At 45.3% G+C, this 20,230-nt stretch carries 18 protein-coding genes; 17 read left to right on the forward strand and 1 reads right to left on the reverse strand.

Annotated elements, in window-relative coordinates; translation table 11 throughout:
• The first annotated feature begins 68 nt into the window (after positions 1-68).
• The 14 genes from AC4E8D_RS12570 (at position 69) to bglB (ending at position 14,050) form a co-directional block, all read left to right on the forward strand.
• Positions 69-602 (forward strand): GNAT family N-acetyltransferase, encoded by a 534-nt coding sequence (locus AC4E8D_RS12570; protein ID WP_490206262.1) that lies wholly within the window; start codon positions 69-71, stop codon positions 600-602.
• Positions 599-1,234, forward strand: coding sequence for a hypothetical protein (locus AC4E8D_RS12575; RefSeq protein ID WP_237175858.1), 636 nt, complete (start codon positions 599-601; stop codon positions 1,232-1,234). Before AC4E8D_RS12570 ends, AC4E8D_RS12575 begins: the two co-directional genes overlap by 4 nt.
• Before the next feature lie 50 nt (positions 1,235-1,284).
• Positions 1,285-2,313 carry an alpha/beta fold hydrolase gene (locus tag AC4E8D_RS12580; protein ID WP_490206263.1) on the forward strand — a complete coding sequence of 343 codons (1,029 nt, stop codon included), beginning with the start codon at positions 1,285-1,287 and terminating at the stop codon, positions 2,311-2,313.
• 26 nt (positions 2,314-2,339) lie between these two features.
• Positions 2,340-2,756 carry a hypothetical protein gene (locus AC4E8D_RS12585; RefSeq protein WP_237175856.1) on the forward strand — a complete coding sequence of 139 codons (417 nt, stop codon included), beginning with the start codon at positions 2,340-2,342 and terminating at the stop codon, positions 2,754-2,756.
• A gap of 207 nt (positions 2,757-2,963) precedes the next feature.
• Positions 2,964-4,151, forward strand: a complete 1,188-nt coding sequence (locus AC4E8D_RS12590) for a glycoside hydrolase family 5 protein (RefSeq protein WP_490206264.1) — start codon at positions 2,964-2,966, stop codon at positions 4,149-4,151.
• A gap of 204 nt (positions 4,152-4,355) precedes the next feature.
• Positions 4,356-4,895, forward strand: a complete 540-nt coding sequence (locus AC4E8D_RS12595) for a GNAT family N-acetyltransferase (RefSeq protein ID WP_490206265.1) — start codon at positions 4,356-4,358, stop codon at positions 4,893-4,895.
• Between the two features lie 164 nt (positions 4,896-5,059).
• Positions 5,060-5,335 carry a hypothetical protein gene (locus tag AC4E8D_RS12600; protein ID WP_091031581.1) on the forward strand — a complete coding sequence of 92 codons (276 nt, stop codon included), beginning with the start codon at positions 5,060-5,062 and terminating at the stop codon, positions 5,333-5,335.
• Between the two features lie 11 nt (positions 5,336-5,346).
• The gene (locus AC4E8D_RS12605) at positions 5,347-6,147 is read left to right on the forward strand and encodes an aminoglycoside phosphotransferase family protein (protein ID WP_490206266.1); all 801 of its coding nucleotides are present in this window, start codon (positions 5,347-5,349) and stop codon (positions 6,145-6,147) included.
• A 239-nt stretch (positions 6,148-6,386) separates the two neighbouring features.
• Positions 6,387-7,268 (forward strand): AraC family transcriptional regulator, encoded by an 882-nt coding sequence (locus AC4E8D_RS12610; protein ID WP_091031576.1) that lies wholly within the window; start codon positions 6,387-6,389, stop codon positions 7,266-7,268.
• Positions 7,269-7,290: 22 nt separating this feature from the next.
• A complete protein-coding gene (locus tag AC4E8D_RS12615) occupies positions 7,291-8,562 on the forward strand; it encodes an ABC transporter substrate-binding protein (RefSeq protein ID WP_490206267.1) in 1,272 nt (423 codons plus the stop codon).
• 91 nt (positions 8,563-8,653) lie between these two features.
• The gene (locus AC4E8D_RS12620) at positions 8,654-9,559 is read left to right on the forward strand and encodes a carbohydrate ABC transporter permease (protein ID WP_074094691.1); all 906 of its coding nucleotides are present in this window, start codon (positions 8,654-8,656) and stop codon (positions 9,557-9,559) included.
• A complete protein-coding gene (locus AC4E8D_RS12625; RefSeq protein ID WP_017688979.1) occupies positions 9,559-10,383 on the forward strand; it encodes a carbohydrate ABC transporter permease in 825 nt (274 codons plus the stop codon). The genes AC4E8D_RS12620 and AC4E8D_RS12625 overlap by 1 nt, the downstream gene beginning before the upstream one ends.
• A gap of 53 nt (positions 10,384-10,436) precedes the next feature.
• Positions 10,437-12,944, forward strand: coding sequence for a hypothetical protein (locus AC4E8D_RS12630; protein ID WP_490206268.1), 2,508 nt, complete (start codon positions 10,437-10,439; stop codon positions 12,942-12,944).
• A gap of 35 nt (positions 12,945-12,979) precedes the next feature.
• Entirely contained in the window at positions 12,980-14,050 is a 1,071-nt protein-coding gene (bglB, locus tag AC4E8D_RS12635; protein WP_490206269.1) for a beta-galactosidase BglB, read from the forward strand.
• Between the two features lie 58 nt (positions 14,051-14,108).
• Here bglB and AC4E8D_RS12640 read toward each other — a convergent pair whose 3' ends face one another.
• Positions 14,109-16,358, reverse strand: a complete 2,250-nt coding sequence (locus AC4E8D_RS12640) for an FAD-dependent oxidoreductase (protein ID WP_490206270.1) — start codon at positions 16,356-16,358, stop codon at positions 14,109-14,111.
• Positions 16,359-16,510: 152 nt separating this feature from the next.
• Between AC4E8D_RS12640 and AC4E8D_RS12645 the strand changes: the two genes are divergently transcribed.
• The 3 genes from AC4E8D_RS12645 to AC4E8D_RS12655 all read left to right on the forward strand — a co-directional run bounded on the left by AC4E8D_RS12645 (position 16,511) and on the right by AC4E8D_RS12655 (position 20,172).
• On the forward strand, positions 16,511-17,278 hold the full coding sequence (locus AC4E8D_RS12645; protein ID WP_490206271.1) for a helix-turn-helix domain-containing protein: 768 nt from the start codon (positions 16,511-16,513) through the stop codon (positions 17,276-17,278).
• Between the two features lie 198 nt (positions 17,279-17,476).
• Positions 17,477-19,297 (forward strand): sensor histidine kinase, encoded by a 1,821-nt coding sequence (locus AC4E8D_RS12650; protein WP_490206272.1) that lies wholly within the window; start codon positions 17,477-17,479, stop codon positions 19,295-19,297.
• A gap of 23 nt (positions 19,298-19,320) precedes the next feature.
• Positions 19,321-20,172, forward strand: coding sequence for a response regulator transcription factor (locus tag AC4E8D_RS12655; protein ID WP_490206273.1), 852 nt, complete (start codon positions 19,321-19,323; stop codon positions 20,170-20,172).
• The last annotated feature ends 58 nt before the right edge of the window (positions 20,173-20,230 follow it).

The raw sequence follows: 20,230 nt of genomic DNA on the forward strand, positions 1-20,230 counted from the left end.
ATACAGACTTCGATCAATAAAGCCATAGGATCTTAGAAATAACATGGGAAGGAGAGCTGGCAACGACCATGATAGCGTATAGAACGTTGACCCTTGATGATGTGAATCAGCTGCAGGAAATAGATCGCTCGGAACATATTGATCTCATCTATGAAATGAGAGAGAACCGATTGGTTGAGCTTGAACAAAATCATGAATGCTCAAACTGGGATGAGATGCTTTTGAAAGAGATTCAAAATCGATATGTGTACGAATTAGAACAAGGTGGCATGGCATATGGTGCGTTTGCTGACGATCAATTAATCGGATTTGGTGTGCTGGCACATCAATATAGAGGAAAAGAACGAAATCAATTACAAGTTGACTTGATGTATGTCTCACGCGGGTACAGAAGACAAGGTATTGGAAAACGTATTCTAAACGAGTTAGGTGAAGAGGCTAAGAAACGTGGTGCACAGTATCTGTATATCTCCTCCACAGAGACGAAATCAGCGGTATCCTTTTATAAAAGTCAGGGCAGTCAGATTGCAAGCGAGATTGATCAAGAACTTTATGACAAAGAGCCGAAAGATATACACATGATAAAGGAGCTGGACACATGACAACGGTTGGGATACTCGGAACCATTCATAATCCAGAACTCAGGGAGCGATATCATTGTTCCCTTTCTCTTTACAAGGATGTGATTACTGAGTTTAAACCAGATCTCATTTGTGGTGAAGTTCATCCTCAGAGTTGGTTGAGGTATCTGAAGGATAAACATGACAGAGGATACTGGGGAGAACCAGCCAGTGAGTATTGGGAATTGGTCTTCCCTTTATGCGAGGAGCTGAACATCACATTTGTCCCTATAGATTGGTTTGAATTAGACGTGTGGAATGCTTTTGATCCATTCAACGGTTATTCGGGCGTGGAACGCAAAGAACTTGAACAACGGGATGATCACTGGTTTGCAGAGCAAATGGAGACGTATCAGTTTGGCGAGATTTCTTTTAATTCAAAGGAGTTCGATCGTGTAACCAGACAAAAATATGAATGGTTGCATCAGGTAAACGCGAAGGCACAGAACTTTCGATGGGTGGTTCGTAATCAGATTATGGTTCAAAGAGTCAAACATACAATTGAAGCTCATCCAGGAAAACGAATCCTCTGTATCGTTGGAGCCGATCACAATTACATCTTCCAAGAAGAGCTGATGATAGAACCCGTTGAATTGTTGTATCCGTTACGATAAAGGAACCGTTGGTAGAATTACAAATGAAACTTATATTTAAGGAGCATTACATGCGCAAAAAAATACGTAAAACACTCAAGTACAGCATATTCAGTATTATTTTAATGGTTATAGTAGCTCTGATATTTCCCACATGGACACCCAAAATTAAAGGTGAAAACAGTATCAGCATGTTAGAGCAGGTCGAAATTAACGGTACAGGACATGAAGTCATGATCAGGGGTGTTGATCGGACTAACCCTATCCTGATTTTTGTGCATGGCGGGCCGGGATGCTCGGAGATTCCATACGTAAGGAAGTATCAGAAAGAGCTTGAGCAACACTTCACGGTGGTGCATTACGATCAACGTGGGAGTGGGAAGTCCTATCACTTTTTTGAGGATTACTCGAATCTGACAACAGATGTATTAGTAGATGATTTGTTAGCGATAAGGGATTATGTATCTAAGGAGTTAGGTCAAGAGAAGGTTATATTAATTGGTCATTCATTTGGTACATACATCGGGATGAAAGCTGCGGCTAAAGCACCCACTCAGTTTCACGCTTATATAGGCATTGGACAGATGGCTAATACACTTCAGAGCGAACTGGAAAGTTTGGAGTACACGTACGAGCAAGCGAAACAAGCCGGTAATGAAGAGGATGTTAAAAAACTGGAGCTAATTCGCAGCTCGATCGAGCAAGGAAAGGAACTTACGCCTAGAATGTTGTTGCAAAAGTATGGTGGTGCAGCCAGACTCATCAACGAGAATAGAGATTATATTTCAGGATTCCTTTTTAATCCCGAATACAATGGGCTGGATATGATACGCTTTTATTCAGGGATGTTCAGTTCACAAGACATCTTACTGAAGGAAGCATTTGATCAAAATTTACCTGATATTGTTGATCATCTGGAGATTCCTACCTATTTTGTAACGGGTAAATATGATTATATGACTACTGCGAATGCAGCACGTGATTATTTTGACGTATTGGATGCACCGATCAAAGACTTCATTGTATTCAATGAGTCGGCGCATTACCCACAGTTCGAGGAGAAAGAAAAATTCGTAAAGTGGTTAAATGAGCTATTTTAATATGCATTGAAAGGAGCAAGATCATATTGTTAAATGATTTCATTGAGCTTGAAGAAGAGAGTGATGAGAGTTACCGGTGTTACACTCTGCAAAATACAGTGCAAATATTCAAACATTGCATACAGGATGAGTGGTTAAATGACGTCCGAATATATGTGTCCACTAATACACCGTTAGATTCAATTGTTCATAAAATAGAAGACTACATTAAGTGGTTTTCAACTTGTGAGACTGTCTTTCGAGAATATTATGAAAATGAACTTCATGAAAAGGTACATCAGAATTGGTTTAATGAAATTGAAGTCTATCGTGTGGATATCACATTTAACAGTATAACCGACTACGGCGCAACAATATCTTGCGGAGATCATATTTTGCGCGATCACATCATGATTATTGATTTTGATAGAGAACAAATCCAAGCAATCCACTTAAACGGATAGATGGATTATTTTGTAGTAAATAGTCACAAAAAACAATAAAGATATCGCTTTATTTTCCAAAAATGTGTTATTATGTTGGTGGTAGACGAAAAATTCATTTGTTTGATCGATAGGGAGAGGAGGCACGTATTCTCGAATCATTCAATCTGTATGGATAGATTAACTGCACTGCTTGTTAAAAATAATAGAATAAGCGGAGGTATGGTTATGTTCAAAAAATGGAAGAAATTTGGCATCAGCAGCTTGGCACTGGTATTAGTGGCTGCGGTAGTCTTTACGGGATGGAGCGCTAAAGCATCAGCAGCGGACGCTTCGCAAATAGTATCTGAGATGGGTGCAGGATGGAATCTCGGCAATCAGCTGGAAGCAGCGGTGAACGGTACACCGAATGAGACAGCTTGGGGCAATCCTACGGTAACTCCAGAGTTAATCAAAAAGGTAAAAGCGGCAGGCTTCAAATCCATTCGTATTCCCGTTTCCTATTTGAACAACATTGGAAGCGCTCCCAATTATACAATCAATGCGGCATGGCTGAATCGAATTCAGCAAGTCGTGGACTATGCGTACAATGAAGGTCTGTATGTGATCATCAATATTCATGGTGATGGGTATAATTCCGTACAGGGTGGATGGCTGCTCGTGAATGGTGGCAATCAGACTGCCATTAAGGAAAAATATAAGAAGGTGTGGCAGCAGATTGCCACCAAGTTTAGCAACTACAATGATCGCCTTATTTTCGAATCCATGAACGAAGTTTTTGATGGTAACTATGGCAATCCAAACTCGGCCTATTACGCCAATCTGAACGCATACAACCAAATCTTCGTGGATACGGTTCGTCAGACTGGAGGTAACAACAATGCCAGATGGTTGCTAGTTCCAGGATGGAACACCAACATTGACTACACTGTTGGTAATTATGGGTTTGCTCTTCCGACAGATAATTACAGATCCTCAGCTATTCCTAGTTCGCAGAAGAGAATCATGATCTCGGCACACTATTACTCTCCGTGGGATTTTGCAGGTGAGGAAAACGGCAATATCACACAGTGGGGTGCAACTTCTACGAATCCTGCCAAAAAGTCTACTTGGGGACAAGAGGATTATCTTGAATCGCAATTCAAGTCCATGTACGACAAATTTGTGACTCAAGGCTATCCTGTAGTGATTGGTGAGTTCGGTTCCATTGATAAAACGACTTACGATTCCAGCAACAATGTTTATCGTGCTGCATATGCCAAAGCAGTTACAGCAAAAGCCAAGAAATACAAAATGGTTCCTGTGTATTGGGATAACGGGCATAACGGTCAACATGGATTCGCATTGTTTAACCGCTCGAATAATACCGTGACTCAGCAAAATATCATTAACGCGATCATGCAAGGTATGCAATAATTTACTGTCTATCTGCATTCGTGCATACGGCGTGTTCCTTCAAAAGGGACATGCCGTTTTTTGTGCTACCCGGAGATAAAGTTGAACAACATTTACCAATGCATTTTACATAAGCCACATACAGAATTCATTAAATCCCACAATAGCTTTTATATACTTAATTTGCTTGATATAGCGAACTAAAAGGACTAGGTGGTAGACAGAATGTTAAAAAAGCGTGATTTGCAGGAATGCCTTTCACTGTACAGTTTAATGATGGACCCCGCAGTTTCTCCTTACGTTCGTTATGCATGCCAATCGTATGAGGAATATCTATTCCTGACGAAACAATTGATGGCTGAAGAAGAACAAAAGACAGTGATATCCCGAACGATTTTGAATGAAACAGGGCAGCCTATTGGAACCATTGATCTATATCATATTGAGCATCAAACCGGTTTTTTAGCCACATGGATTGGATCACCGTTTTTTGGAAATGGGTATAGCCAAAGAGCCAAATCAGCCTTCTTTGTTGAATTGTTTCTGGAACATGGGATTGAAACGGTATTTATGAAGATACGCAAGCAGAATATAAGATCCAGAAAAGCAGTACAAAAACTGCCTTACGTGAAGTTGGCCAATGATGTCTATCCCGATGTATATCAACGGATCAATGCCAAAGAGCAAATCTATGATCTGTATCATGTAGAACGGTCAGCCTTTTTCGAAAATAGTATGGATCTGCACCAAGTAGTAGCTACGTAACTTATACAGAGAGCGTTAACAGCGGCGTCAGTGATGACGCCGCTGTTTGATATGATATAGGAACGGACCGTTAATATAAAATGCAGGAATATGGACTAGAGAATCGAAAGACATTAAGTAGATAACCTCATAAAATAGTGGACGGCTCAAGAAGGAGGCATTAAATGAATAATATTAACAAGATTTTGGGTGTAGTCCTCATGCTTGGCAGTGTGTTCATTTCGACAATGGAGAGAATTTCAATACGAGTATCTGTCGCTATAGTAGAAGCAGGATATGCTTCAGGAGGGACTAACGTACCCCAGTTTGCTCAGACGAACGAGCATCCAACAGGTTTACTCGTATACTTCATGTTCTTTGTTGGATTCATACTATTGGTTGCGGGATTCCCGGGGAGTTATAAGAAAAATCGTAATCATGGGCATAGCAAGGAAGTTTAGCTTGAGGAGGGATGAAAGTGTCCGAACAGGAGGAAGCGTTATCGGGAGGTAATGTGAATCAGGTTGTCAGAATAGGTGAGACGGTTCGCCGGTATGCCAAACCAAATCCATACGTGCATGAACTGCTTTTACATCTCGAAAAGGTTGGTTATGATCATGTCCCTCGATTTCTGGGAATAGATGAACAAGGGCGAGAAGTACTTTCTTACCTCGAAGGCATCGTTCCAGGCAATGATTATCCTGATCTAGAAGAGTATATGTGGTCAGACGAATCTTTGATTGAAGTCGCGAAACTGTTGAGAAGTTACCATGATGCGACCGTTGGATTTACAACAACATCAGTATCAACGAACAGATATCCAGGCGTAACTGAAGATGAAGTTGTATGTCATAACGATTTTGCGCCGTATAATGTGGTGTTCAAGGATGGCCGTCCTCAAGGCATTATTGATTTTGATATGGCGGGTCCGGGTCCGCGAATGTGGGATATCGCCTATGTCTTGTATACATCCGTTCCACTCGCAGATTTTTCACCAGAGATGGACGGAAAGGGTGTAACGCCATACGCCAGCCAGGCGCACGGAACTGTTCGAAAAGAACGAATTACCTTATTCATGGCTACGTACGGGCTGAGTGTTCCAGCAGATTTGAAGGATTGGGTCATATCCCGTATCCGTTTCATGTGTAAAACACTGACTGATCGTGCGGCTGATGGAGATGTCGCTTTTATGAAGATGGTCGAAGAGGGTCATCTGGCCCACTATGAGAAAGAAGTCATTTTTCTTGAAAACCATTGGGATGAATGGGTTTGAAAGGTAATGCTAATGGACCGCGTGATAGCCTAAGGGCTGGACAGCGGTTTTTTTTTGTTTCCATCTTTCGAATCCCTATGAATTCCTTTCTATTCATTTTCAACAATTGTGATCAACAATACAGCAATATAGTTCAGATTAGATAGAAATAACTGTGATACAATTCATTGTAAAGCGCTATCATTGTAAATTATTAAACTATATTGCTTTTTATATTCTGGGAAGGGAGATCTTTACTGATGCTAACCATACACACCCCGACGAATATTGCTTTGCAGGAAAATGAAGTTTATGTGCGATCAGAAGCAGATAATTTTCAGGATGAATGGCCTGTTCATACGCATAATGGGTATGAGATACATTATTTTATTCAAGGAGATGCAACCTTTTTAATCGGTGACCGAATATATAAGCCGCTGCCTGGAGATATGTTTATATTCAGAGGCGGTGTGCCCCACCGAATCAATCCTTCAAGAGAAATCGTGTACAAGCGAAGTTTTGTCAATTTCACGGAATTATTGCTTTTGGACATGCTTGCTGTCAGTCAGTTGGAGAATCTGATGTCCATATTCCGTCATCCCAATGGGTTATTGGTGCATTGGCCTCCAGAGGAGCGTGAGCATATCACAGCTATATTTAAGGGAATCAAGGAGGAGATGGGGGCAGGGAATACAGGGTACAAAACAATGGTCAAATTAAGTCTTACCCAATTGCTACTGCGGATTTACCGGAAAACGACCAGTGAGCAATCCGCCAATCCTATCTTATGTTCTTCCCAGAAGCAGACAAGCGTAAGCCGGGTTCTTCATTATTTAAACCAGAACTATACGGAGAATGTTTCGTTGGATGAACTGTCCAAAACACTCCATTTGAATAAGTACTACATTTGTCATTCTTTCAAAGAGACGACGGGATATACCATAAGCAATTATGTTATACGGAAAAGAGTTGCAGAGGCCAAAAAATTGTTGCTGTCTACGGATGCACCGATTTTGTCCATATCTGAGACGCTAGGTTTTAACACACCTGTATATTTTAGCAGGGCCTTTAAACAATATGTGGGCGTATCACCACAGTTATTCCGTAAAAGTGAATTGCTCAACGAAGCCAAAATTCATTAGACCCTTCCAAGGAGATGTTGATATGACAAAAAGAACAACGTTTAAGTTCATCACTAGCATGGTATTGGTCATGTTACTCATCGCATTGACTGCTTGCGGAAATTCAGGTACCAATGCTAATCCAAAACAAACAACCCTGGATTTCCTGTGGTTCTCTGACGGAAAAGAAGGAGAAGTCATCAAGGAAATCATTAAAGAGTATGAGCAGACCAATACCAAGGTTAAAATCAACCTTATTGAAGTTGGCTTCAAGGATATCCAAACCAAATTAAAAACAATGTTATCCGGTGGAAAGCCACCTGCCCTGAGCCGGGTCACGGATACCGGATCATTTGCTAATCAGGCGGTTGATCTGACACCTTACGTGGACAATGCGGACCAATTCAAGGATCAATTTATTGACTCACTTAAACCTTATTATGTTATTAATGACAAGCTGGTAGCGGCGCCTATGGATGTTACAGCGAATGGGCTTATTTATAACAAAACCTTATTTGATAAAGCGGGCGTCAAAGTACCGACCTCTCCTGACCAGGTATGGACGTGGGATGAATACACAGCTGCGTTAAAAGAGGTTATGGACAAAGGCGGAGCACGTTATGGCATGGTATGGGATGTTACACCGCATAGATGGTCCACTCTTTTGTATCAGAATGGCGGAAGTATCTTAACAGAGGATGGCACTGCAGCAGCGATTAACAGTGAAGCCGGAATTCGTAGCATGGAGCAGTTCAAGCAGCTTCATCAAGAAGGGATCATGCCCGAATCCGTATGGCTCGGAGGGGAAAATCCAAACAACCTGTTCCGTTCCGGGACGGTGGCTACCCACTGGGCTGGCAACTGGATGATCAGCAATTACAAGGATATCACCGATTTTGAATGGGGAGTCACCTATATGCCAAAAGGAACACAACGTTCTTCAGTACCAGGCGGGAAGTTTCTGATGGCTTTCAAAGGCAGTGGATATGAGCAGGAGGCGGCAGAATTTATTGAATACTTAACGTCCAAAGAAGTGAATTCAAAATATAATCAGGAGTCATTGTTTATGAGTCCACGAAAGGACAGCGCTGTCCTGAATTATGAATTTGGCAAGGAGATGTTTGAAATTTTCGCGGATGAACTGAAGAACAGTTCGCCTCTTGCAGCTAATGACTGGTCCAGACAGACAATTGTATCCAAAATTACAACGGACCTGAAAAATAATATTGTTGAGGTTCTATCCAATAAGGCAACTCCGCAGGAGGCTTTGGATCGAACAGCCAAGCTGATTAACGAGGCTATTGGCAGTCAATAAACGTAAAGCCATGTGGTTCATTCGTATACGGGGGCTTAGCGATTCCTGTGAAGCCTCTCTTTCGAATAACGCATAAGGAAGGGGCAAGCAGATGAGTGAAGGACAACGATTAAACAAAAATACGCTGGCAAAACAGAATAGGAAGCTCGTTATTGCTCCTTATCTGTTTATATTACCCAACCTCCTGATCTTTGGAACCTTTATCGTATTTCCCTCTTTATTGGGCCTATATTATTCCTTCCATGTCTATGATGGATTGAACCCGATGAAGTTCAACGGGCTGGACAATTATATCAAAATTATAGGAGATCGGGAATTTTGGTCGACCATCGGACGAACGGGGATTTATGCAGCAATTGTTGTCCCGCTAATATATGCAGCAGCATTAGGCATTGCTTTGCTGCTTGCGCGCGAGATTAGAATGCGCGGGTTCTTCAGGGCCGTATTTTACTGGCCGACCATGATTTCTTACATTATCGTAGGATTGACCTGGAAGTGGATTTTCGGAGATTCATTTGGCATTTTGAATCATCTGTTAACCGTGGTTGGTGTGGAACCTGTAGGTTTTTTAACCTCTTCCTTTTGGGCAAATACGGCTGTAATCATCGCGACAGTATGGTCACGTGCAGGCTTTTTCATGGTCATTTTTATCGCCGGTTTGCAGGCTATACCTACGGATTATTATGAGGCTGCCCGATTGGACGGAGCAACGGGAATCAAGGTGTTTCGCTATATCACGCTCCCGCTGTTGAAACCCACAAGTTTGCTTGTTGTTATGCTGACTCTGATTGACGCGTTCAAAGCATTCCCACTTATGTTTGCGCTTACAGGTGGTGGGCCGGGCAAAGATACTACCTACATTGTTCAATATATTTATGAGATTGGCTTTAACAGACAGGAGCTCGGTCTGGCCAGTGCCATGTCGGTGATACTGTTTATCCTTATTGGTGGATTCTCGGCTCTGCAATTCCGTCTATCAAAAGGAGGGGCTACGTAATGGTAATGAAGCCTATGGTCAAAATCTTCATCTACAGTCTGTTAAGTGTTGCCGCAGTGGTGTGGCTCCTGCCTGTCCTGTGGGTCGTGATTTCTGCTTTGAAAACGAATAGCGATCTGTACAGCTTCCCTCCTAAGTTATGGCCGCAGCCAATCACCTTCGAGCATTTCAAGGAGGCATTCAGTAAAGGTGATTTTGGCTTGTATTTTATGAATAGTACGATCGTAACTGTAAGCTCAACGCTGCTACTGTTATTGATTAACTCCATGGCAGGTTTTGCATTGGCGAAATATCGCTTCCGCGGAAGCGCGATCATATTAATTGCTTTTGTCTCAACACTCATGATTCCGATTGAGGTAATTATGATCCCCATATTCAAGGTGCTGAGCGCACTGGGGCTGTATAATAGCCTGCTCGCGATTATTATCCCGCCAGCAGCAACCCCAACAGGTGTGTTCCTTATGCGGCAGTATTTGTTGTCCGTACCTGACGAGCTGTTGGAAGCTGCCCGGATGGATGGAGCGGGCGAATGGAAAATTTACTGGAGCATTATTCTTCCGATAGCGAAGCCGATTCTTGCGGTGCTCGCAATCTTCTCCTTCATGTGGAGATGGGATGATTTTGTATGGCCGTTAATTGCGATTAGTGATCCATCGAAATATACGATTCAGCTTGCGCTCTCTAATTTTATTGGTGAATACAACGTGGATTGGGGAAGTTTGCTTGCGATGTCTGTCATCACGATGCTTCCGGTACTCATTGTTTTTATGGTTTTCCAGCGGTATTTTGTCAGCGGTATGATTACTTCAGGAATGAAAGGATGAGTTGAATGTCAGATACCACCCGGAGTGGGATGGATACCTTGAATTATAAACCTATGAAATTAGGTCACAATCAGGTCATTAATCATTGGATGATCAGCGGCATATATACAAAGCCTGTTGCCTTTGTTCCAACAACGATGGAGGGAGATATTAATGATTGGCTTATCGATGGTTTTGCCATTCATGAGAATCCATGCAGAAAGGAATTTGTAGAACATCGGAGAACGCAGCCTGTGCACCGATTTTTTGATCAATGGAGCGAGTTTCCTAGCCCGGGAGACGACTTCGTTGGAGAAGAGAACGGAATGCCTTGGGCACTGTACTCTCCTTGGAATAATCCACGGGTGGAGCAATCAGGATTTTGGTTTGTACCGACACATCTGCGCAGTTACGCGGCAACAAGACTCATTTCTCCGATTGCTCATACTGCCTCTTTGCGGATTAAGACCTATGGCAGTCTGACGTTGTGGGTGAATGGGGAAATGGTAACGGATTTTGCACCACTCACGCGTAACAAGGAACAGGAAATCGTTATTAAAGCTGAATTAGAAGCTGGAATCAATGAAATATATGCCTGCTGGGAGGATCTAGCTGAGCGGGATACCATGTATGCTTTTGCGGTGGAATATCTTGGAGATGAGGAATTGGTCATTTCCCTGCCTATTGCTACTCATTTGGCGGAGTCTGTAAAATCCGCAGAGGAAGCCCTCGAACAGGCTTATTTTCCTTCGGATCTCTTCAAAGGTGAGCAGATTAAGCTTAAGCTGCCGCTTCCCTTACCGGACATCGTTAGAGAGGTTGATATTCAGTATGGCAATTTTTTTGACGGTACCGAAAATAAGACGATACACATCGCCGAAAAGGAAACGGACCTGGTCCTGGCACATACGAATCAACTCGGTCATCATTACGTATACTTCACGCTGGCTATCTCAGTTTCAAATGTTGTACTAACCAAGAAGTTTGGCTGCCAATCCTATGATACCAGCTATGATGAGGCAGCTCAGCAAGCTGCGGATATTGAAGCCCGCAAATCCCTGGCTCTGCGATGCATTGCCGAGAAGGGCAGTCCCAATATTCATAAGGCCATCGCTATGCTCAAAACAGGAGGCAATCTGCAAGAAGCGGAGAACATTTTGCTTGAGGGTGTGGAAGGGATTGAGCAACGGAATGATTGCAGTGACTTCTATCTGGTGGGACTGTTCCGTCTTTGGAGAGATGAGCGAAATAGCGGTCTGTTCAGTGAACCGTTCTGGGATCGGGTAAAAGCAAGCATTCTGGGCTATCGATATTGGATTGATGAACCTGGCGATGATGTGATGTGGTTCTTCAGTGAGAACCATGCCTTGTTGTTCCATACCAATGAACTGTTAGCCGGACAGCTGTTTGGAGATGAAATGTTCAGCAACAGTGGTGAATCCGGTGAAGTACACCGTCAAAAAGCAGAGCAGAGGCTTGCATTATGGTTTGAGCGCTTTTTGGATGAAGGATTGGCAGAATGGAATTCAAGTGCATACATTCCGATTGATGCGGTTGGGCTATTGCATATCTATGAATTTGCCCATAATGAACAGCTCAGACAGCAAGCCAAAAAGGCAATGGACCTGTTATTCTATTATATTACCGTTCAGATGCATCAAGGAGTCTTGTCCACAACGTTTGGGCGCAGCTATGAGAAGGAACTGCTGGGTGGTTATGCAGCGGGTACCACTTCAATGTGCTGGATCGCTTATGGCGTTGGCAATGTAAACAATTATTCAATAAGCAATGTTGCCTTGAGTTTATCGGATTACAGTCCTCCAGCAGCATATCAGGAGCATCTGTTGCTCGGGGACAATCAGCAATTGGTGTTCGCCAATCAGCAGGGCAAGGGAGGTTACGCCAAGCTCTATCACTGTCGGACAAAGGAATATTCCTTATCCTCAATCAGTCGCTTCCGCCCAGGCAAGCCAGGTTATCAGGAGCATGTCCAGCATTTATCTCTGTCACCTGAGGCGCTGATCTGGGTGAATCATCCGGCAGAAATATACAAGCATGGGGATGGTCGACCTTGCTTCTGGGCTGGGAATGGGATATTGCCCGATGTTGTTCAGCATGAGGGGATCGCTTTGATGATGTTTGATATTCCTGCGGATAACAACTCTGACTGGACACATGCTTATTTCCCTACCCACTCCTTCACGGAATGGGTAAGGCATGAGAACTGGCATTTTGCTCGTTTGGATAAGGGTTATGCAGCTATATATGCGGCCAACGGGATGAGTATGGAGAGCAACGGGGTGACAAGAGAACGTGAGCTTATTTCACCTGGCTTGCGTAACGCCTGGATTATAAGAGCAGGAAGCAAACAGCAATTCGGGTCATTTGACGCTTTTATCAACCAAGTTTGTTCTGCAAGTCCGCAATTCGATAATCAAGCTTTAACTCTCACTCTAACAGACCCGGTATATGGTCCAATTCAATGGGGAATGAACAAGCCTTTTCTTATTAAAGAAGAGGAAATTATACACGAAGGTTATGGAGTGAAGGGACAACTGAAGTTACTGGACATGGAGCGCTGAATCGTGTGCAAGAAACCAAGGGAGTGATAACCAACATGCTGAATCAAATGGTGCTGCAGGAGAGAATAAGCAAGGTATCCCAAGCGATGGAGTCTATGAAAAACACAAGCATCAATGAACAGTTTCCCATCGGACTAATCGACATACATCTATGGGAATGGCCGCAAGGTGTCGGTCTGTATGGCTTGCTTCAGCTCCATGAGGCAACGAAAGATCCCAAAGTGCTAGAATTTCTGGAATCATGGTATAATGCAAGGCTGATGGAAGGGTTACCGGAAAAAAATGTGAACACCTGTGCTCCGCTCCTTACTTTGATCTCATTATGCGAGCTGACCGGAAACAAGGAGTACGAACAGGTCTGTGAGGAGTGGAGCAGTTGGATCATGGATGGACTGCTGCGAACCGGAGATGGTGCGTTTCAACATATGATCACGGGAGACGCCAATGATGGTCAAATTCTGATTGATACCCTGTTTATGACGGTGCTATTTTTGGCGAAGGCAGGGGTATACTTCAAGAAACCCGACATGGTGGAAGAAGCCAAACGACAGTTCCTTGTGCATATCAAATATCTATATAACAAGGAAACCGGTTTGTTCTATCATGGCTGGGATTTCAATGGAAATCATAACTATGGTGCTGTTCATTGGGGAAGGGGCAATGCATGGTATACGGCGGGAGTTATGGATTTCCTGAATATCATTCCGATTGAAGACGGGCTGAAGGCCTATCTATTGGATACAGCAACCGCTCAAGTCAGAGCACTGAGCAAGCTTCAGGGTGAGGATGGCATGTGGCACACTGTGCTGGATGATCCAACCTCTTACAAAGAAACCTCGGCAACAGCTGCGATTGGATACGGCATTCTCAAGGGAATCCGATATGGATACCTGGATGAATCCTATCGCCAGAATGGCTTGAGAGCGCTTGAAGCGGTGTTGAAACATATTGATGATCACGGAGTTGTACAGCAGGTGTCCTATGGTACTCCTGTGGGGCAGGATGCTCAGTTTTATAAAGATATAGCAATCAGTCCGATGGGTTATGGACAAGCCCTTACGTTGTTTATCCTGATTGAGGGTTTGCGGGTTCCAACCGCCGAATAGAATCAGGCGGACTTGTACGGAGGATGGGGGATACAGTTTCCTGTATCCTCCTTTTTGTTTAGTAAGCTCGAATCTCGATTAATTCGGCATATCTGCTGCCATTTGTGGCATCAATCATGATTCTCAGAGCCTGAGCTGACACAGGGACATCCAGGGAATGAATAACTTTTCTTTTGTGATTTTCTTGAACACTTGCGACTTGTGTCCAATCGCCAGCCGGAGTCAGAACATCCACGTGATAATCACACACCAGCTCAGGCATCACACGGAATGCGGTCTGATGGTGATGTAAATTAACCAAATCCTCGTTCACATCATCATTAAACGTCAAGTGCAATTCAGTCAAGGTTTGTGGCTCTTCCCATGTCAGTTGTACCCATTCTGGCTTGCCAGACTGCATCGGCTGTGACATCCACTGTTGCGGCCCACCATAAGGGCGATGGTAACCGTTGATCGTGTTGTCCGCTGAATAGGCCGTGGTCTCAGAGAGGGTACGACAGCAGAAGGGCTGACGCGCCAATCCTTGCATGGACCATAATACGACAGGCTGATCCGTGGCGTGGTCCTCCAGATTTTTGGACACGTGGTTTTCTTCTGTTTTGAAGAAGATCAGCACCCCGCTGTGTGCTTCTGTCGAATGATAGAGTGAGACGGCTTTATTGGAGCGGATGATTATAAAAGCATTCTGCGGTTCTTCCGGTCGCCATTCGAGCGGAAGCTTCACCCACTGCGAATTTCCCGTTGTAACGTTAACAGTCGCCGTAACTTGTAACAAATGCGGGACGTAGTTCTCCTTACGCCCCGTATCCCACAGCTCTACCGTCAGCGCGGTATTGCTGGATGCATCCAGCAGCAGCTCCAGGCCGCTGAGCACTGGATGCACAGGCAGCAGCAGGGCAACATCCGTACCCAGCGGGTACGTCTCGCCAGGCTGCTCAAGGGCGATGCCCGTCAGCGTGCTGGAGGCTGTAACCTTGGCACACCGGGCCAGATCCAGCTCATCGTGGCTGCGCACCCCGATGATGGAAGCGTCCTGCCGCAGCAACGTCTGCTGCAGCACCGCCAGATGCCTCGCGTGCAGCTCGCGCGGCGATACCCCCATGGCCGCGCAGAGCGCCGCGCCCGTACCAGCGGCTTCGCCGATGACCGCGCATGTTGCCATGACGCGGGTCGTGCCGAAGGCGACATGTGATGCACTGATGTCGCGCCCGGCCATGAGCATATTCCGCACATTTGCGGAATACAACGAGCGGAACGGCACGTGATATACGCCATCGGCATGCATATGCTTCGAGCCACTCGCTTCGGCGTACATGCCCTGCGGGGGATGCAGGTCAATGGACCATCCGCCAAAGGCAACGGCATCCGGGAACTCCCGCTGGCTGATAATATCGTTCTGGGTGAGCACATAGTCACCCGTGAAGCGGCGGTACTCCCTTTTGCCAGGCAGAGAACCAATCCACTCTAGCGTCATATGGTCGGCATCAAACTTGCCGGAGTTCTTGATATAGTCCCAGATCCCGTAGATCACGGACCACAGTTCATCACGGATCAGCTCATTGTCATGAACGGTGTCATGTTCACCGCCCCATTCAATCCACCAATAATGACAACCGGAATCCCCGCTGCGAATGACCCGGCGAATCGGAATGCTGGTCTGTGTAATATCCTTGGCAAAAGAAGGCGGGATATAACGGACAGGCGCACCAGCATCCTTGGTATAGAAGAGAAGTGTACTGCCCAGCGTGATCTGATCAGCCACGTCTGGTGCCCACTCTTCGCCATATTCGCTGCGGGCTTCCCGACCGAGTGCAAACTTGGCTCCAGCCAGAAAGCCAACCAATCCATCACCCGTACAGTCCAGATAGATCTGACTCTCGAATCGGATTTTGCGCTCAGAACCCATCATCCATCCGGTAACGGAGGTGATCATGCGTTCATCTCCATCCCCAGTGGCCTCGACTTCATGTACATCCGTGTTCAGGTACAGGCTAATGTTGGATTCAGCTCGAACGGCTTCCAGAATGATCAAGTCCCAGAGATAAGGATTGCCCTCTGGATTACGATACTGATTCTCTACAAACAGTTCCCCCATGATACCCGTCTCGCGGGCATAGCGGTTAATCCCGTGGGCGGTAGCGCCGCAGACCCATACGCGTACTTCACTGCTTGAATTTCCGCCGAGTACAGGACGATTCTGCACCAGCGCGACCTGCTGGCCCAGCCGGGCAGCAGATATAGCAGCGCATACGCCAGCGAGCCCGCCCCCGATGACGGTGATATCCGGTTTAACGAGTTCGTGCTTCATGTGAACACCTCTCTCATTGAATATGGATGAGCCTAAGCTCAGATTTCATATTTCATATCTATAATTTCATATTAGTTCTATATATTTACTTTTCAAATACACTATATTATCATCGAGCATATACTTTATTTCATAACAAAGGCAGGTGTGTCATGGACCTCCTTAATCACATCTACTGGAAGAAGAAAGCTGAATTTGCTCTGACAGAAGATATCTACGACGCTTGGGTGGTCTTTGCCGTTGAAGAGGGTGTATTTCGTTACGAGATTGATGGACAGAGCGGAGAGGCGGGTTTTGCTGATCTGGTGTTATGTCCGCCCCACGTTCCTTTTCGCAGAGAGACGGTAACCCCGCTGACGTTTCACTATATGCTGTTCCGTTGTAACTCCGCAGAGGATGAGCATCTCCTGCCGCCAATCGGAAAATCCCTCGTTAACGATACAAAGCGTCTGGCTTCAACATATGCCTACCTGCGTCAGGCGAGCGAGGACAACGATGAGGATACAACAGGATGGAAAACCCATCTGATGTTGGATTTGTGGCGGCTGTATCAATGGGAGCGCAGACAGAGCAGGCTAATGGAAACCAAGTTCACGGAGGATGCCCTCATGACTGAAGCGGCAGTTTTGTTGGAGGAGTGGGCAGGAGAGGCGGTCAGTCTCCGAACGTTGGCTGAACAGTTGGCTTTGAGTCCAGTCCAGCTCACCCGAAGGTTCCGGGAGGCCTTTCAAGAGACACCATCCGATTATCTGAAAGCGATTCGTCTCAAAAAAGCAAAAGCTTTGCTGGCAGATAGCCGTCTGACCCTCACGCAGATCGCTGAGAGATGTGGATATGAGAACGGATTTTATCTGAGCCGTGTATTTTCGTCCACCATAGGAATCAGTCCCTCAGAGTATCGGAAACGACATCAAGTATGAGGTAAGTGTCTCGTCCATCCAACCTTCCATCCATTCACTCATTCATTTCTTGCTTACACCAATAGAACATATCTGTGTAGTTCACATGGATGCAGGCAGCGAATATCACAAATCCATGCAAATCATTCGACTCCGGCTGTAAATGGCAGGCAGGTGCTATAATGGGGTCATTAATTGTAGGGGAGCGAGCACTAAGGAATGAAGAAGCCAAATTGGAAGAGTTGGTTGCCACAGCGTCTCAGATACCGCCTGTTCGGTGCATTTGTGGTGTTGATTCTTTTGCCGTTCAGTGCATTGAATGTCTACAATTATCAGCAAATTGAATCCCTGGTCGAGCAGAAAATCAGTGAGCAGAGTCATGAGCAGCTAGTCCAGATGTATCGCTCTCTGGAGGACCAGATGAGCATTGCCTTCAAAACGCTCATTTTTCTGGAACAGGATTCCGCGGTAAGAAATGTGCTAACCTCCCCGGACAGTCGTACGCCGCTTGAGAACAAGTCGCTGGTAGAAGAAAAGTTCAAGATGATCAACAACAGTTTTTTCCTATATAATCCTTCGGTGTACTTTACCTTGCTGGATTTTCATGATAGCGTTTACACTTCGTATTTGCCCAAAAAAGCACTGACGTATGGCCCCTATCTGGAACAATTCCGTGAGCGTCTGGGGGAAATAACCATTCCAAAAGGCGGTGCGGATTCACACTCGCTTCAACCGGAAGAACTCTTCTATCGCTGGGATGCACGGGATTCCAACCCTGTGCTTAGAGAGTTATCTTCCAGCCCATATCTGTTGTCGCTGTATGCTTACATGAAAGATAGCGGCGGCAAGCGATACGGGCTGGCACGAATTAGCATTGATTATTCCTACTGGTTCCAGACCATGTTGAAGGATTCACAGAGTAACCAGGAGTATTACCTTATTACAGGTAGTGGAGAGACCATCACCAGTTCATCCAAAACAGCGGTGCTCTCCCCGGAGGTTACGCGTGAAATAGCTCTTCATCCGGCACAGGCTTATCTGACTGATCCAGCCTCGGATACGCTGATTAACTACGTGTACATCGAATCACTGGACTGGTATATGGTGAATCGCATTCCACTTTCCATCCTGTTTACAGAGATATCCGAGCTTAAACAACGTTACTTTCTGACCTTTTTTGGTTTCACAGGAGCATTTGTAGTGATGGCTTTTATGATCTCGGCAACGTTTACGCGCCCCTTGTCGCACTTACAGAACAAGATGAAGGAGGTTGTCCGCAAAAACCTCAAGATTCGTATTCCCGAAGGCCGCAGCCGTGGGGAAGTATTGGAATTGACACGCACGTTTAATACGATGCTGGATGATGCTAATCAGATGATCAACAGACTCAAGGCGGAGGAACGTCAAAAGGAAGCGGTACATTTTCATATGCTTCTGGCCCAGATGAATCCGCACTTTCTCCTGAATACATTGAATACAATGAAATGGAGCGCGATCCGCAGCGGGAATGAAGAGATCTCCGAGATGTGTGTTTCCTTGGGCAAATTACTGGAAGTCAGCCTGAATTCACAGGTCGAATTGGTATACCTGAAGGACGAGATTGAGTTGGTTCAAGCCTACCTTCATATTCAGCGGATTCGTTACCGCGATAGCTTTGAGGTGACTTGTGAATTTGACGATAAATTGGAGTATGCGCTGGTGCCCAAGCTGAGCTTGCAGCCACTGGTGGAGAATGCCATTCATCACGGTGTCGGGCCACTGGAGCAGCTTGGTCAGATCCGCATCGAAATTTACAGGCAAGACACAGGTATGCTGATGCTGGAGGTGGCAGACAACGGAATTGGAATGGAGGAATCCCGGCGTCAGCAGATGACCCGCACACGTCCGGGGATCGGTCTGTCCAACCTCAGAGAACGATTGCGGTTATTGTTCAAAGGCCAAAGTGAACTTGAAGTGATTGATACCAAGCCGGGGACATTAGTGAGGTTCAGCATTCCTTTTTTATTGTCGACGCCGTACGTACAGAAGCGATCTGACTAGCCGACTGGAGAGGGGAATCTGGCATGTGGAAAGTATTACTTGTAGAAGATGAGGTATTTGTACGTGAGTCGGTGCGAGAGATTATTTCCTGGGAAGAGCTAGGCTTCACGGTCATCGGAGAATCCGGTAACGGGACCGAAGCGCTGGCGATGATCATACAGGATACACCGGATCTGGTACTGACCGATATTGTTATGCCAGGTATGGATGGTCTGGAATTACTCAAACAGACCCGTCAGGCCGGGTTAAAAACCAAGTTTGTCATGCTCACCTGTATGGGGGAGTTCGAATATGTACGCCGTGCAATGGAATACGGGGCTTCCAATTATATTTTGAAACTGTCCATGAGTGTGAATTCACTGCGTGATACACTCCGTAAAGTAAGTGCAGAACTGGGAGCTTCAACTGAAGCCCGGACAGAGACAGATCATCATGAAGTGCCACCTTCCACACCGGTTCTCACATCAACGCCTGATTTGCCTAATTCTCTTACGGTCTCTTCTGCGCCCTCACCTGATAAGGATCTTCCCTTTACACCTGTTCGAGAGCCGGTTGTGAAGCATCCGGAGATTAGCAAAATAATTCAGTACATCGGACAGCATTACGACCAGGACATTACCGTCAAATCCATGTCACGATATGTGATGATGGGCGAGAATTATGTGAGTGCTCTGTTCAAAAAGAAAACCGGCCATACCCTGATTCATTACTTGCATGGGGTACGGATGGAGAAAGCGGCTGAATACTTGCGCGAGACGGACCTTCCTGTACAGGAGATTGGTTACCGGGTAGGGTTCGGAAGTGATAATTATTTCATTAAAATATTCAAGCGTTGGACCGGTTGCACGCCCAGCCAGTATCGCCATCGTTCGTGACTCACAGGATGAGTAGAAGGAATATGTGTACCGAGTGCTCAGGCAAGCACAAGTAAAT

Source organism: Paenibacillus sp. SRL342, assembly GCF_984798905.1.